The following is a 15,002-nucleotide window of genomic DNA, read 5'->3' as shown; positions in this document are numbered from 1 at the left end:
TAAATAATGAGTTGCTAATGGTGTAACCAGTGAGGATACAAGAAAGAAAACCGTATCAAATAATCATTGTGAACATATTTCGTACAATACAAGAGCACTCTGTACAAAAATCATTGAGCATTTTTGTCCGATAGGAGGTTAAGACATTAGATATTATGAATGGATTTTTAGTAAGCTCAGCGGCAATGACTTTGCCAACATATGCTGTTGTTTCATGCTGACACGGTTACGGCTCAACCACTGGATTAATGATACCCATTGAGGTGTGAATACCACTGAAGCTACAGTACCTTGCGACAAAATATTGTTTAAATAAGCCGATTGTTTATGCTGCTTATCAAAATCACTGACTGAGTTAATTTGGCTGATAGCGAGCAGTTTATCGGGTGCCTCAAGCACCCATTGCGGCACGATCATGCTGTGGCAATGTTCGAGGGTATTGGCAATCATCAACCCTGCGGGATCAAGGTCAGTAAAAGCTATTACATCCAACTTCAGTGCGGCGATCAAATGTAAAAAATGCTTACGACCAGCAGGAGAATAATCGTGGCTGCCACGATACAACACCATGCAATTGTCGACTATTGGCTGTAGCTCGGATGTGAATGAATAAGCAAATAGATTATCAAAACTGTCGAGATTTTCGACCACAATGAGCTGGGTAATCTTAAGTTGCTGACACAGTGCAACTGCGGCGTCGACCTTTAATCGCAATGAGCTACCTAATACCGTCAACACCTCGACGACAGAGCCTACTGCGGATGTAGAGAACAGAGATTGAACGATGTTAGGCGCGAGTTTGATTAACACATAATCGGCATCTGGACTGATATTAGCGTATTTTTCATTAGCACTGAGCTGCGACATTTGCTGTCGCGGCACGTCAAAATCGAGTGCGAGAATATCTAAGCCTGAGTTATTCTGCGCCATTTCACGCAGTAAACCATAATCTTTATGGGTTAAATACAGGTATTTTTCAGCACCATCGGGCTCGCCTATTTGCCATAACTGATAAAGCTTTTTCCAACCAGCATTAAATGTTACGCGCGGTAAAAGTTGTTTTGCCGCGCGGGCTATTAACTGTAATTGACTCTGGCTTAGGCTAGCCATAACTCAACATCATGAATGATAAAATTACCGTTATACACTGGATCGGGTTTACCTATCGGTTCTAACTCAAAGTAATTTTTATGTTCATCGGCCAAGCCTTCATAACCACCAATCACTTGATAAAGCCAACTTTCAGCATCCCAGGTTAATTGCTTTTCGGTTAAATAACTCAATGCAGATTGACGTAAACCTGAATCGATAACCTCACAGAAATATTCATCCACGGCAATTTTGAGTGGATTTTCTGGGATATCAAAATCTTCACTGTCGCCCATTTCAAAGGTGACATTTTGCTCACGTGCAATGTGCGGTAATGCATCACGGCTAATGGCTTTAACTTGCGCGACTAAACTCATTAACTCCAGCTCATGATGTGGATTACTCACATCGACACTGGCTGGTGCTAATAGAGCCTGGGCACAGTTAAATAAATTCGGAATCGCTTTATGGCCAACATGGTTATCGACTTGATAGTCTGGGTGCATGTCGGTGTGCAGCAACCAGCCTTTGAGCAACCGAGTACGCCCTTGGATTTGTCTAAAGCGACCGAGTAATTCATACAATCTGCCCTGAACAATACTCAGCTCTTGAGTACACTGGCTTAGGGTTTCTTGCAAGCTGGTCATTAATAAACGGCGCAACTCACGGATGTCACCGGCAATTTCACCCAGCTCACTAAACTGGAACATTTCAAGGCCATTAAGCAAGTCAGACACCTGGCTTTGCGCCAGTTCGTTTTCACGAATTTTGGCACTTATGGTGCCGACATAACCAAACTCGTTGTTAATGCGTCCCCACAACACCCTAATCGAATAGCGTAAGCTGTCGGTAAAGCTGTAAACGTGTTCGTTTAAGTCGGCTAAATAGGCTTCTGCAGCGCTGTAATCAACATTGTGGCGCGCTTCTTTATAATGGTCGGCCAGGGTTTTAATGGTCGCTAAAGATGAGCCAACGTTAGAGTCAATTTGGCGGTTACGCTCATCGCTTAAGGCTTCTTCAAGCAATGCCCGCACTGAGCGCTTTAAGCGCAGCTCTTGGTCTGGCTCTGGGCGCCACAAAATGCCGCTTTTTTTGAGTTTTTCAATCACGCCAGCATCATGGGCTGTGTCGTTAACCGAGCCGGCTAAATACGCATCCATGATCACATCGGCATGCCGCCCGAGTTGTTTGAGCAGCTTTACCCCAGCTTGGTGTAAGTTGCTGCTCATATTAACTCCCTTTGGGTCGCGGTTTCAGCTTGCGCCTCAAGGCTTAACCCCTCAGTTTCGTCAATAAAGCGGATCACTTCGTATAAGTAATCAAGCTTACCAGTGGCAATATAAATCTGTTTCTCGCTATTGGGTTTTGCTAGGTAACCCAATTCGACTAAGCGCTTAAACACTAACTTAATTTGGCCGTCGACATTACTGCTGCTAGAGCCAAATAAGCGATACTGGCTGAGCTTTGTTAGTTGCTCTCTAAAGGCTGGAGTGTCTTCTATTCGTGCTTGTAAGTCGGTTAATCGTATCGGTGCACCTTCACTTAATGGTGCATCCTGGCCGCTCGCTTCTTGTACTAACACGAGCCATTCCACCAGCGGAATTAACGCCGCGCAAATATCTTTAAACTGCGATGAAATCACTTTACGCTCAGCATCGCCAAGTTGTAGATACCCACAAAAGAACACTTCACCTTCACCAGCGCTGGCTAGGGTGCGGTTAATTTGATTTAAGTACGTTTCTATCCGCTCGCGGGTGCTGTTGTTTTTTAGCGCGCGCCAGCCATCTTCGTTAGTCACTCGGCAAATAAACTCGCCACGCAATAACTGTTCGATTAACGCACTGGTTCCCACTAAGGTTGTTTCATTTGAGTCAGACATTAACTGTGCTCCTTAGCAGTTTCAGTATTTCGTTGTGATAATCGCTCTGCTAGCGGGTTAGTTTTAGGTTTAACCACCTGCAGTTTTTTGGTTTGTTTGTTAATAATGTAGCGGTTAGCAAATAAGTTAAGCACTTCAGATTCTGGATTTGGGAACGCCCCTAACACGCTAATGTTATTGTTTTCACAGGCGTCAAAAATCTTCTTCACGTTGGTGTGATGCAAGGTGCCGAGCTCATCAATAGGCCAATGAATGGTTACATTGGCTTTACCGCGTAATAAACGGGTAAATGCCAGCAAGAATTTACATAAAATCAGGTATGCCATACCATGGCTAGATGATTCATTTAACTGGCGGTCGGTACGGATAATCAGATCGCTATTGCCTTCTTTTAAGCGCAATTCAATCTCCAGTAACTTAGCAATGCCACCGGTTAGTGCGGCGCGGCCAATAATGTCTAGGGCGCGGCGCATTGAGTTAGTGTAATGTTCGTCTGGTAGCTGGCTAAAACCGTCGGCTTTCCAGGCTTTAAAGGCTTTTACAAACACTTCAAGTTCAGGCCAGAACTCGAGTTCACTGATGCGTGAGCGAATCCGTACAGCCGATTCCGATACACCATCGAGGAATAACTCTTCACCCACTTCACGGGTAATGCGGGCACTTTGGCTGGCAATTCGGCGGTCGATGTCGGTTAATACGTCGTAAAATGCGGTTAAATCGATACCAAAAATACGCCCTTGCTCGCGAATCGCCATTAACGATTGCGGCACCATCACATTGAGCAACTGCTCTAGCTGTGGCACTAATTTACGGTAATCGAGTAGGCGAATACCTTTGTCATTAACAAAGCTAGACTCGTCACGCGCGCGCTCCCAGAACTCGGCCAAACTTGAGCCCGATTTGCTGGCAATCACAGAGTCAAAGTGCTCAACATATTGCTTTACTGAGCCCATTAAATAATCACGCTTTAGCAATAAATCTTCGCCTTGGCGTAAACGCTCACCAATGCTACCCATGGCTTCGTCGTTATTGGCCGGCAACTTCAATTCTGCCAACTTACGCATTACTGCGCGCAGTTTAGTGAGGTTTTCAGATGCTTCAACCTGAGCGGCATCACAGGCTTTACGTTCGGTTTCTAAGCTGTTGCGTCGTTGCTTAATTTCCGCGGTTTTAGCCGTTAATTGTTGCTCAAGCTCGAGCGCGGCACGTTTCACATCGGCGAGCTGTGCTTGCAGCTTTGGCTTACGCACTAACCAGGTATGTTGGTACCAATCATCATAACGTAACACGTCACTACGACGTTGTTCTGCCTGGCTTATTTGCGCTTCAAGCTCACGAATTTGCTTTTTAAGCGCTAAAATAGTGCCTTCGTCGACACCGCGAGATTTCAGCTCATTTTTGTACCAGGTTTCACAGGCTTTTTGCTCTGTTTTGGCATTAGCGCGACGCTGCTCAATATTGGCTTTAATTTGCCCAAGTTGATTGTCGATAGCGCCTACGACTTCTTGCCAGTAAGCATTTTTGTCCATGCGAGCTTCAAGTGCCTGATCTTTTTGCTCGGCTAACCATTCAAGATGTTGGTTATGCAACTGCTTTAACTCATTATCAAGTTGCACCAAACGCTTACCTGATTCGGTTTTGCGATCGGCGACGGCTTGATTGATCTTTTGTTGCTCGCTGCGCTTTTCATCAAAGAGTCGGCGTAAATCTTCACGGCTATTTTTATAGGCGGTACGGGCAAATGTCAACTCACGGGTAATGGCATCCAGTGCGCTGTTCATCACCACTAGCTGATCTTCAGCTTCAGCATGTATTTCTTGGGCGCTTTGCAGGGCTTCTTCGGCTTTAGCAAAACGGATACGCAAATCTTGCTCTGTTGCGGCGTATTCAGGCACGTCAATGGCGTTAAGATCTAGGTGGACGCCAAATAAACTGTCGCTATTGTCTTTGGTTAAACTTGGGTGTAAATCACTGCGATGCAATAACTCTGGCGCGATCACTTTACCAAATGATTGCTCCCAACCTTGGGCTTCTTTGCGTAAAAACTCCAACAGCGTATGCGACTGTGGGAACAGCATGTGATGCAATTCTTCTTTGGCATTTTCGCGCTCGCTCACCCGAATATTGGCAATGCGCAGCGCTTCGTTGGCTTGGTCACGTTTGGCTCGCTGCTTACGCTCCTCGGTAGTTAAACGCTCAACCTTGGCATTACAGGTTTCTTGCTCTTCATCGGCGAGGCTGATGCGTTCATCAAATATAGCCAAACGCATTTTTTCATCTTCGGTGTACGTCACGCCATCCACTTGATGCTTAAGCTCAGCGGCTTGCAATTTAAGTTGATACTCGTGCTCACTAAATTTGGCTTTACCGGCGTCAGTTTGCTCACGCCATTGTTGCTCAAGTTTGCCTAAATCGTCATTGGCCAGCTCACGCTGTTTATCACGCGCTTCACGTTGAGTGTCTTGTTCGGTGTGTAACGACTCCAGTTCACGGTGAAGCTGCTCGGCAATTTTACTGCGACGCGCATTAAAAGCCGCTTCAATGTCTTGGTGTTTTTCAGTTTGTAATTTGTGGCGCTCGTTAAGATTTTCAACGTCGCTACGCCAATTAGGCAGATTGTCTAAATCTGCTTTAGCCTGCTCAATGTCGGCATCTAAAAAAGCGGCATGCTGATCTTCAATCGCATCTAACTCATATTCAAATTTGCCGACATCGCCTTTTGCAGCCGACAACTCTTGGTTGAGCTCATCACGGACATCTTTCCACTCATCGTCGAGTAAACGCAGTTTAAGATTGAGTTCTTTACCTAAGGTTTGATTACGGTCTTGACGCTCGGCTTCTAGAGTTTCATCACCACGGTAGCCGCGAGATAAGCTGGCTAAACGCAATTCAGCGCTCAGTAATTGGTTAAACTCTTGTTCAAGTTTGTCGTATTCTGGGCGGATTTGCTCAAAACCTTGTACGAGCTGACTCTCACGGATCCAGGTTTCAACGCGCTGAGGATTTAGGCGTGAAGTGGGTGGATTGACTCCATCTTCTTCTAAAATGGCGGCGATCATTGATTTGACCGTTTCCATTTTACCTTCTTTTGAATGCACGGCTTTAGCCAGTTTTTCAATATGGCGTAGGCTGTGTTCGCCATCGCATAGCGAGAACTGACGCGCATAAGTACGTAACTCGTTTCGGTTACTGCCCGTATTGAGTAAACTGCGATCGTTTTGAATAATGGCGCGGAATTCACGAGTATTGAGTAAGTTAGTGTGCGCGATGCCTTCACGTTTAACTTCACGACCAAGCTCGGCCATCGAATGGCAAATGATGGTGTCGCCATTGCGGGATTTAATGTAATCCTCAAGTTCAAAACCACGTGCAATAAAGCGGTAATTCACCCCTTTACCGTCGCCAGCTGACGCTAATACTGCTTGATACAGTAAGCCGTCATCTTTTTGGTATTCATAAATAATGTAGCTAGAATCGTGCGGTAAATACCAACGTTCAAAACTGTCACGGGTTGACGGCACTACGCGACTTGGGTATTCACCATAAAACACTGGCACTAGGCGCTGTAGAGTCGTTTTACCAGACGCGTTGGTACCACAAATGTTGGTATGGCCTTTTAATAGCAATTCGACCACACCTGGCAGGTGAGTATTAATTAATACGATTCTAATCAAGCTTGGCATGATAATCCTTTTCCAAACAGCTCACATTACAGTGAAAAATAAGCAAAATAACGCTGAATAACTAACATCAATTCATTCAAGACGATTAAAGTAAATCAAACATCGTCTTGAGGCAATTTTTGCCGTGATAATACGCTATTTCAGAAAAAAGTGACGCTTACATTAGCGCAATTACACACAATTGCTGTGATAGTGCTCAATTAGAGGCTTGCATAACACAAATAAAAACGCAGAGCGTTTGCTCTGCGTTGATGTTGCTGCTTACTTTGCGATGATTAATGAATAGCTGACCTTTACAACTTACATTTATAATTTAAATTGCGATGTCGCGTTATTAAGCTCGTTAGCAAATCCGTCTAGCCCTTGAGAAATGCCCTGCACTTCTGCCAAGATCCCTAAGGTTTGTTCAAATGAGGCATTCATTTCAACCACATTGTTTGCCACTTGCGCGGCCACAAGGGACTGCTGCTCTGTTGCAGAGGCAATATGCGTATTCATGCTGTTGATGCTGACAATTTTAGACTGAATGGAACTCAGCGCTTCACCGGTATCTTTAGCAAAACGTTCATTCTCAGACGACTTAGTGATGGCCACATTCATGGTACTCACAGACGACTCTGCCGCGACTTTGAGTTTATCTAACACTCCGCGGATTTCTTTGGTGGCATCTGCGGTTTTAGATGCCAACGCGCGCACTTCATCGGCTACAACAGCAAAACCACGACCGTGTTCACCTGCACGTGCCGCTTCAATAGCAGCGTTTAACGCCAATAAGTTAGTTTGCTCTGCAATAGAAGTAATCACATTTAAGATAGACCCGACACTTTCAGTGTCTTTTGCTAACTCATTGATTGAATTAGATGCCAACTCAATGCCTGAGTTTAACTCTTGAGAAATTCTCACGGTACGCTGCACAACAGCCAAACCTTCTGTTGCTTCTTGTTCTGCAACTTGAGCGGCTTCTGCGGCTTGCTGGGCACTGTGAGAAATATCATTGACCGAATGGCGCATCTCTTCCATCGACATGTGAACCGTTTTAGCATCCTGACTTTGTTTTTTAGTCGCCTTAGTCGCAACTGTCATGCGCTCCTTTAGTGATGAGGCACTGTCTAACAGTGGGCTGGTGACATTAACAACGCGCTCAATCGATTCGGCCAGTAAACGTAAAAAACGATTAAAATTACTCGACACTTGACCCAGTTCATCGGTACCCGCAACGCTTAATTGGTGACGTAAATTACCTTTGCCGTCGGCCAGTTCACCTAATGATTTAGCCACATCACCAGCAGAGCCACTAATGGCTTTAGCGATTGAATTTGTTGCTAAGGCCATTAACACCAGTAAGGCAAGACCAATGCTTAAAGTAAGGTACAAACTTTGTTCAGAGCGATCGCTGGCTTCTTTTATGGTCAAACTAAACTCATCAACTTTGTCGGCTTTGTAAGTATTGATACCCTTAGTTAACGATTCAAACACTTTGGCTTTTTTCTGACTGATTTGCCCGACGTCGGCCATATCGATGGTGCCTTCAAGCATGCCTTGGGCTAAAGACAACGTCATGTTGTTGTATTCATTTAACTGTTGAGATAATTGTCCCAACATCACCGACGCTTGTGTGTCGGTAGCAGACAAATTAGTCAGGTTATCTTTAAGAGATGTAAAGGTTTTATTGGCGTTTTCGAGTAGGTCTTCATCAGCAAAAGACACCGCCTGCGTGTATAACTCATCTAAACGCTGCACATAAATCACGTTTTGATTTGCCAGCTCCACTCGCTGCGCGACTTTGGTTTCCATGAACGACAAGGTGTCACGATTTTTGTTAATCGCAACCGTACTGATCGCCAGGTTGACAGCAAAAATAATCACTGACAAAACAAATATCAGCCCTACTTTTTTAAAAATTGACATGTTACTAAACCAACTCATATTTCGCCCCCAAAGCGTTCTTCAATATACGGAAATTAGACTTGACGCTGCCAATTAAACAACGCCAATAGCACTATTGCGAAGAGTGTCACCGGGTTTAATCCCTGACGAGATATCGTGCACATCGGACAATGCGCAACGGTATTTATAAGCTTAACTATAGCAATACTTTTTATGGTTATTAATTTACCAATAATGAAATTGATTATTACTTCAAAATCAGACTTGTCACTCAGTATCGGCCTAGCTTGAATATACTTGAAGTTTATCTAATGCAGTTATCTTTTTTGCTTGTTTTTTATCCAAAACAATGGCTATGGTGTCCGTGATATCGATAAGTATCATCAATGGTACAAACAAAAAGAGCCAGCTAAGCTGACTCTTTTTTATACTGTAAAGGAAACGTATTGATTACGCTGCTTTTACTTCTGTTTCTTCTGAGTGTCTGATTAAGTAATCAAACGCGCCAAGAGATGCTGTTGCGCCGCTGCCCATCGCAATAATGATTTGCTTAAAGGGGGTATTGGTTACATCACCTGCAGCAAATACACCCGGGATTGAAGTTTGGCCACGCTCATCAACAATAATTTCGCCGCGAGGTGTCATATCGACCACACCTTTTAACCACTCTGTGTTTGGCACCAAGCCAATTTGCACAAAGATACCTGCTAATGTAACGGTATTGCTCTCACCTGTTGCTCGATCTGTGTAGATCAAACTGGTTACGCGGGTACCATCGCCTTTGACTTCTGTGGTTTGAGCTTGAGTAATAATGGTGATATTGCCCATAGATTTAGCTTTACGCTGCAGCACTTCATCGGCACGTAACTTACTGTCAAACTCAAGTACGGTAACATGCTCAACAATATTGGCTAAATCGATAGCGGCTTCAATGCCTGAGTTACCGCCGCCGATAACCGCGACACGTTTGCCTTTAAATAATGGGCCGTCACAATGCGGGCAATACGCTACGCCTTTACCGCGATACTCTTGCTCACCAGGGACGTTCATTTCTCTCCAACGTGCACCTGTGGCTAATATTATCGTTTTACTGCTTAAGGTAGCGCCGCTTTCTAACGTGACATCAAACAGGCCGCTTTTGGCTAGGCTCAATGCGCGCTGGTTTTGCATAATATCGACGTCATAATCTTTAACGTGGGCTTCTAAATTGGCAACCAATTTAGGGCCTTCTGTTTTAGACACAGAAATAAAGTTTTCAATACCAACCGTTTCAGCCACTTGGCCGCCAAACTTATCGGCAACAATACCGGTGATTAAGCCTTTACGAGCAGAGTATATAGCTGCTGCAGCGCCTGCTGGGCCGCCACCAATCACTAACATATCAAAAACTGATTTTTGGTTTAACTGCTCAGCTTGTCTGCCTGCAGCATTTTTATCTAACTTATTCAGTACTTCAACAACGCTAATGGCGCCCACAGAGAAGGCTTCGCCGTTTAAAAATACTGATGGCACTGACATGATATTGCGGTCTGTCACTTCTTCTTGGAAAAGCGCACCGTCAATCATCACGTTGGTAATATTTGGGTTAATCGCCGCCATCATGTTCAATGCCTGAATCACTTCAGGACAAGTTTGGCAACTTAACGAAATATAGGTTTCAAAATGAAATTCACCGGGTAGCTGACGGATTTGTTCAATGATATCCGCATCCAATTTAATCGGATGTCCGCCGCTGTGTAATAGCGCTAACACCAGTGAGGTAAATTCATGACCCATTGGTAAACCAGCAAAGCTAATGTTGCTTGCGTTTTGTGGGTTAATCACACTCATGCTTGGTGTGCGCTTACCTTGCTGATACGTCACTGAGACTAAATCAGATGAATCGACAATATCTTTGGCTAGGCTGGTTAATTCTTTGCCTTTGTTTGAGTCATCTGCAGATACGACAAGTTCAACTGGGCGCTTGAGGTTTTGCAGATAGGTTTTCAGTTGATTTTTTACATTCGCATCTAACATAACAACTCCTAAAAATGGGGAAAGTTCGAAAAAGTGGAGAGTGTTAGTCGGCGCCGGGGGAGCACCGACCAACTGGAGATGATATTACTAACCTAAGGGTGAACTTAGCAGTTAGATTTTACCGACTAGGTCAATTGAAGGTGCTAATGTTTCTTCACCTGGCTGCCATTTAGCTGGACATACTTCACCATCGTGAGTTGCTACATATTGTGCAGCTTGAATTTTACGAACGAGTTCAGATGCGCTACGGCCAATACCTAGGTCATGAATTTCAGCTACTTTAACTTGGCCTTCTGGGTTGATAACAAAAGTACCACGAAGTGCTAAACCGTCTTCTTCAATCATCACACCAAAGTTGCGAGTAATTGTGCCCGTTGGGTCACCAATCATTGGGTAGGTAATTTTACCGATAGTGTCTGAACTTGAATGCCACGCTTTGTGAGTAAAGTGAGTGTCAGTTGATACTGAGTAAACTTCTACGCCCATAGCTTGTAACTTTTCGTAATGGTCAGCCATGTCGCCTAACTCTGTAGGACATACGAACGTGAAGTCGGCTGGGTAGAAAAAGACTACAGACCACTTACCTAATAAGTCTTGCTCGGTCACTTCAACGAATGCACCATTATGAAACGCAGTTGCTTTGAATGGCTTGATTGTGCTGTTGATGATAGATTGTGTCATGTCATGCTCCATTGGAATTAAGATTTACGTTAACCCGATACCTTATGGTGTCGGAGATGATGAACATGTGCTCGTCATCTGATGTGAATCATAATAGCGATGGAGATGAATTAAGTATAACGGATAAAAGCTATCGCCTTAATCGGTTTTTTATATTGAACCTTTTTCTTCATCGGTAAAAACGAATGCATAATTATCATTTACGATGATGCACCTAAGCATTAGATTAATTCGTTAAGACTATTCCCAGGCACCAAACCGGGTTAATACCCGACTGATATTAGTATCAAGCTTTTGCGATAAGTTTTGTAATGCTTGCTTATTGTTAGCCATGCCAAAGTGATTACTGCCATTAGTCGCATAAACAACCCAGTTACCACCGCCGGTTAAGCAGGCATAAACGTGAGTGAAATGGTGATAAAGCGTGTCGCGTAACTGAGTGTCGCGGCTGTGCTCTTTCCAACAATTAAGCACTAAAAAACCATCGGCTTTTAACAACTGCTTAGTTTGGCCAATAAACACATCTGTTAACTGCTGCTTATCTACGCCTTTATTACTGTATATATCGGCAAAAATCACATCGACTTTTTTATGTTCGGCTTGCGCTAAAAAGAGATTTGCGTCTTGATGGATCAACGTAAGCTTTTTACTCAACGGTAACTGAAAAAAGCGTTTTGCCACATCAATGACTCGCTCGCGTAATTCGACAGCGGTAATTTTAATCGCCGCGTCGACATGGCGAAGCGAGTGCACGAGAGCTCCGCCGCCTAAACCTAAAATAATCACACTTTTGGGCTGAGTAAATAACAATACCGACAACATGGCTTGCACATAAGTGTGTTGTGGTACATGAGGCTCCGCTTTGTCCATTTTGCTTTGCTCGTCATTATCGCCAAATGATAGCACTCTATAATCACCATCATCGAGCACACAAAAATCACCAAAACTATCACTGTCGACATGCAATACTTTATACTCGGACATACTTCACTCTGCGGGGGAGGTTTGGCTTTATGTTCAGCCAACAACAAAACCGTATTGTACCCCAACTATGGGGCGCTAGTCCGAGCCCATTGTGGTTTTAATGCCAAACGACGTGATTTAGATTGTTGTATTAATCAAACAGGAAACCACCATGTTTAACCAGTTGTTGATGTGTATTTTATATCTGGCAATATTCTTTTTTGCTCAACGCCAGGTCAGTAAATGGATCAGGCTTCAAGCCGATAAAAAACAAGTCAATGAAGTGCGAAGTCGCTTAGTGACTCGGTTAATTTCTTATTTTATGTTTTTCGTTACAGTGTCATTCATGACGGTATCGCTAGGTTTGGGCTATCAAGACGTATCACTGTTTGTGTCGTCGGCTTTTGCGGTATTAGGTGTGGCGTTATTTGCACAATGGTCGATTCTTAGCAACATCACTGCCGGCGTGTTGATATTTTTTGCCTTTCCGTATCGTATTGGCGATCGCATTCGAATTGTTGAAAAAGATGAAGATATGTCGGGTGTGATAGTTGAAATATCACTGTTTCACATTCTGATTAAGCGCGAGTCGGGTGATGTGATGACTTACCCAAACAGTCTATTGCTGCAAAAAGGCGTGGTTAAGCTCACAAATGAACAATCTGCGAAAAAAACGTCACCAACAAGACGGGTAATCCCAAAGCGTAAATAACCCATCGCAGTAGGTTGACCGGCATAAATGATAAAAGGCGCTAATGCGCCTTTTAATGATACCCGTTAAGCCTATTAATTCAGTACGCGATGAAAAAATGCCACGGCTTGCAAGTACATTTGTAACGCTAATGCGGCATCGTAACGCTCGCCTTCATCACGCATAAAGGCATGTTGGGCATTCACCTCTAGCCAGGTAAAGTTTGCATTTACCTGTTCAAGCTTTTGGTAAATAAGCTTTCGCCCTTCTTTACTCACATGCGGGTCTTGCTTACCAAACACCATCACTAACTCGCCTTTTATATCACCAGTGCGACTCAGTGAGTCATTACCTTCTTGGCAAGGTAATGTGTTTGAATGAATGTCGGTTGGGTATAAACAAAATGCACCACTAATATCAGGATTAAGTGCGGTGCGGTAAGCTAAGTGACCACCAATACACACACCCATCGCGCCAACTTTATCGCTGCAAAATGACTGTGCCCGAGCAAAATCAACTAAGGCACAGGTGTCGCTGTCATGATGCTCTAATGGTTTGGCCCATTTGTCTGCATTGCCTTTATCTTTACCCGCTTCATCATAAGCCAATACTGTGCCAATTGGATTTAACTCATGAAACACTTCTGGTACTAAAACAACAAAGCCATGACCTGCAAGCATCGCTGCTGAGCGTGCAATAGGCGCAGTTTGTTGGAATATTTCTGAGTAAAAAATTATCGTTGCGAATTGACCTTTGATATCGGGACGATACAAGGTGGTACGCATTACGCCTGTCGGCGTTGCAATGTCGTGTACTTCAGTTTTTGTAATCATATTCTTCCATTGTGACTTATCAAAAAGCGGCTTGCCGTTACTGACTTCGTTTTTTTAAAACAACTCGTTGCCACACACCTTACCTGACATCAGTTTAGTCACGTTAGTCAGTGTAGTAGAAGCGATAGCATTCAGTGCTTCGTCGGTTAAAAAAGCTTGGTGGCCGGTAAAAATAACATTGTGACAGGCAGATAAACGACGGAAGACATCATCCTGAATAATCTCACTTGATTTATCTTCGAAGAAAAGCCCTTTTTCATTTTCATAAACATCAAGCCCGAGCGAGCCTATATGACCGTGTTTAAGCGCTTCCATCGCATCGAATGCATTGAGTAAGCCACCACGACTGGTGTTAATGACCATAACACCAGGTTTCATTTTATTAAACGTGGTTTGATTCAGTAAGTGATGATTATCTTTTGTCAGTGGGCAATGCAAACTAATGATGTCGCATTGAGGGTATAGTGTGTCTAAATCGACATACTCAATCCCAAGGTCAATGACGGCTTGATTTGGATAAGGATCGTATGCAATGACCTTACAGCCAAAACCGAGTAGGATTTTAATGGTCGCCACGCCAATTTTACCGGTGCCAATGACCCCAACCGTTTTGCCAAACATGTTAAAGCCCACTAAACCCGATAAGGCAAAATTAGCGTCTCGCGTACGTTGATAAGCTTTATGAATTTTGCGATTTAAGGTCAACATTAATGCCACTGAATGCTCTGCAACTGACTCCGGGGAATAAGCTGGCACATTAACAACTTGCATACCTAAACGCTCAGCGGCAATTAAATCGACATTGTTAAACCCCGCGCAGCGCATGGCAATAATTTTTGTTCCGCCTTTGGCTAATTCCACTAACACTTCTTCACATAGCGAGTCATTAACGAATGCACAGACTACTTCGTAACCTTCGGCCAACTTGACGTTTTGCATGCAAAGTCGGTAATCAAAGTATTCGATATCAACATTAAACTGCTTATTAGTACGATTAAAATGAACAATGTCGTAAGGCTTCGCGCTAAAAAATCCAATTCTCATAAGTATCCAAATTTACCGATCGTCGATGGCATAATTAAGCCTGAAGCTTAATCAAGATAGACGTTAATTGTATGTGAATTCAGGAGTGTTGTCGCCAATATCACATTGGATAAACACCAAATTGTGATCAAACTGACATTGAGACGTTATCGAGTATTGTCTCAACATTATGCGGCTATTTGGCCTGTGCCAAACCAATAGAAACGATTAATTAATCAAAGATACCATTACAAGTA

The 15,002-nt window shown here is 43.7% G+C and carries 11 protein-coding genes; 1 reads left to right on the top strand and 10 read right to left on the bottom strand.

Annotation, left to right across the window (positions count from 1 at the left end; all coding sequences use genetic code 11):
* Positions 1 to 153: 153 nt before the first annotated feature.
* The 8 genes from AC19MX_RS10650 to AC19MX_RS10615 all read right to left on the bottom strand — a co-directional run bounded on the left by AC19MX_RS10650 (position 154) and on the right by AC19MX_RS10615 (position 12,219).
* Positions 154 to 1,110 carry a DUF7281 domain-containing protein gene (locus AC19MX_RS10650; protein ID WP_498297945.1) on the bottom strand — a complete coding sequence of 319 codons (957 nt, stop codon included), beginning with the start codon at positions 1,108 to 1,110 and terminating at the stop codon, positions 154 to 156.
* Positions 1,098 to 2,318, bottom strand: coding sequence for a phosphoenolpyruvate carboxylase (locus tag AC19MX_RS10645; RefSeq protein WP_432402879.1), 1,221 nt, complete (start codon positions 2,316 to 2,318; stop codon positions 1,098 to 1,100). The genes AC19MX_RS10650 and AC19MX_RS10645 overlap by 13 nt, the downstream gene beginning before the upstream one ends.
* Entirely contained in the window at positions 2,315 to 2,968 is a 654-nt protein-coding gene (locus tag AC19MX_RS10640) for a condensin complex protein MksE (RefSeq protein ID WP_432402877.1), read from the bottom strand. Before AC19MX_RS10640 ends, AC19MX_RS10645 begins: the two co-directional genes overlap by 4 nt.
* Positions 2,968 to 6,651 (bottom strand): ATP-binding protein, encoded by a 3,684-nt coding sequence (locus AC19MX_RS10635; protein WP_498297943.1) that lies wholly within the window; start codon positions 6,649 to 6,651, stop codon positions 2,968 to 2,970. The genes AC19MX_RS10640 and AC19MX_RS10635 overlap by 1 nt, the downstream gene beginning before the upstream one ends.
* Positions 6,652 to 6,957: 306 nt before the next feature.
* Positions 6,958 to 8,559, bottom strand: coding sequence for a methyl-accepting chemotaxis protein (locus tag AC19MX_RS10630; RefSeq protein WP_498297941.1), 1,602 nt, complete (start codon positions 8,557 to 8,559; stop codon positions 6,958 to 6,960).
* Between the two features lie 429 nt (positions 8,560 to 8,988).
* Positions 8,989 to 10,554 carry an alkyl hydroperoxide reductase subunit F gene (ahpF, locus tag AC19MX_RS10625; protein ID WP_498297940.1) on the bottom strand — a complete coding sequence of 522 codons (1,566 nt, stop codon included), beginning with the start codon at positions 10,552 to 10,554 and terminating at the stop codon, positions 8,989 to 8,991.
* Between the two features lie 111 nt (positions 10,555 to 10,665).
* Positions 10,666 to 11,235, bottom strand: a complete 570-nt coding sequence (ahpC, locus tag AC19MX_RS10620) for an alkyl hydroperoxide reductase subunit C (RefSeq protein WP_432402868.1) — start codon at positions 11,233 to 11,235, stop codon at positions 10,666 to 10,668.
* 240 nt (positions 11,236 to 11,475) lie between these two features.
* Entirely contained in the window at positions 11,476 to 12,219 is a 744-nt protein-coding gene (locus AC19MX_RS10615; protein ID WP_432402866.1) for a spermidine synthase, read from the bottom strand.
* Positions 12,220 to 12,370: 151 nt separating this feature from the next.
* On the opposite strand from AC19MX_RS10615, the gene AC19MX_RS10610 reads away from it, so the two are divergent.
* Positions 12,371 to 12,910, top strand: a complete 540-nt coding sequence (locus AC19MX_RS10610) for a mechanosensitive ion channel domain-containing protein (RefSeq protein ID WP_498297938.1) — start codon at positions 12,371 to 12,373, stop codon at positions 12,908 to 12,910.
* Positions 12,911 to 12,984: 74 nt separating this feature from the next.
* Here the strand turns inward: AC19MX_RS10610 and AC19MX_RS10605 are convergent, their stop codons facing one another.
* Positions 12,985 to 13,722 carry a dienelactone hydrolase family protein gene (locus AC19MX_RS10605; RefSeq protein WP_432402862.1) on the bottom strand — a complete coding sequence of 246 codons (738 nt, stop codon included), beginning with the start codon at positions 13,720 to 13,722 and terminating at the stop codon, positions 12,985 to 12,987.
* A 54-nt stretch (positions 13,723 to 13,776) separates the two neighbouring features.
* Positions 13,777 to 14,766 (bottom strand): 2-hydroxyacid dehydrogenase, encoded by a 990-nt coding sequence (locus AC19MX_RS10600; RefSeq protein ID WP_498297937.1) that lies wholly within the window; start codon positions 14,764 to 14,766, stop codon positions 13,777 to 13,779.
* Positions 14,767 to 15,002: the final 236 nt, after the last annotated feature.

This window comes from Shewanella sp. MF05956 (assembly GCF_059758055.1).
Note: the sequence above shows the minus strand (reverse complement) of the source record. Positions and strands in the feature narration are given on the sequence as shown.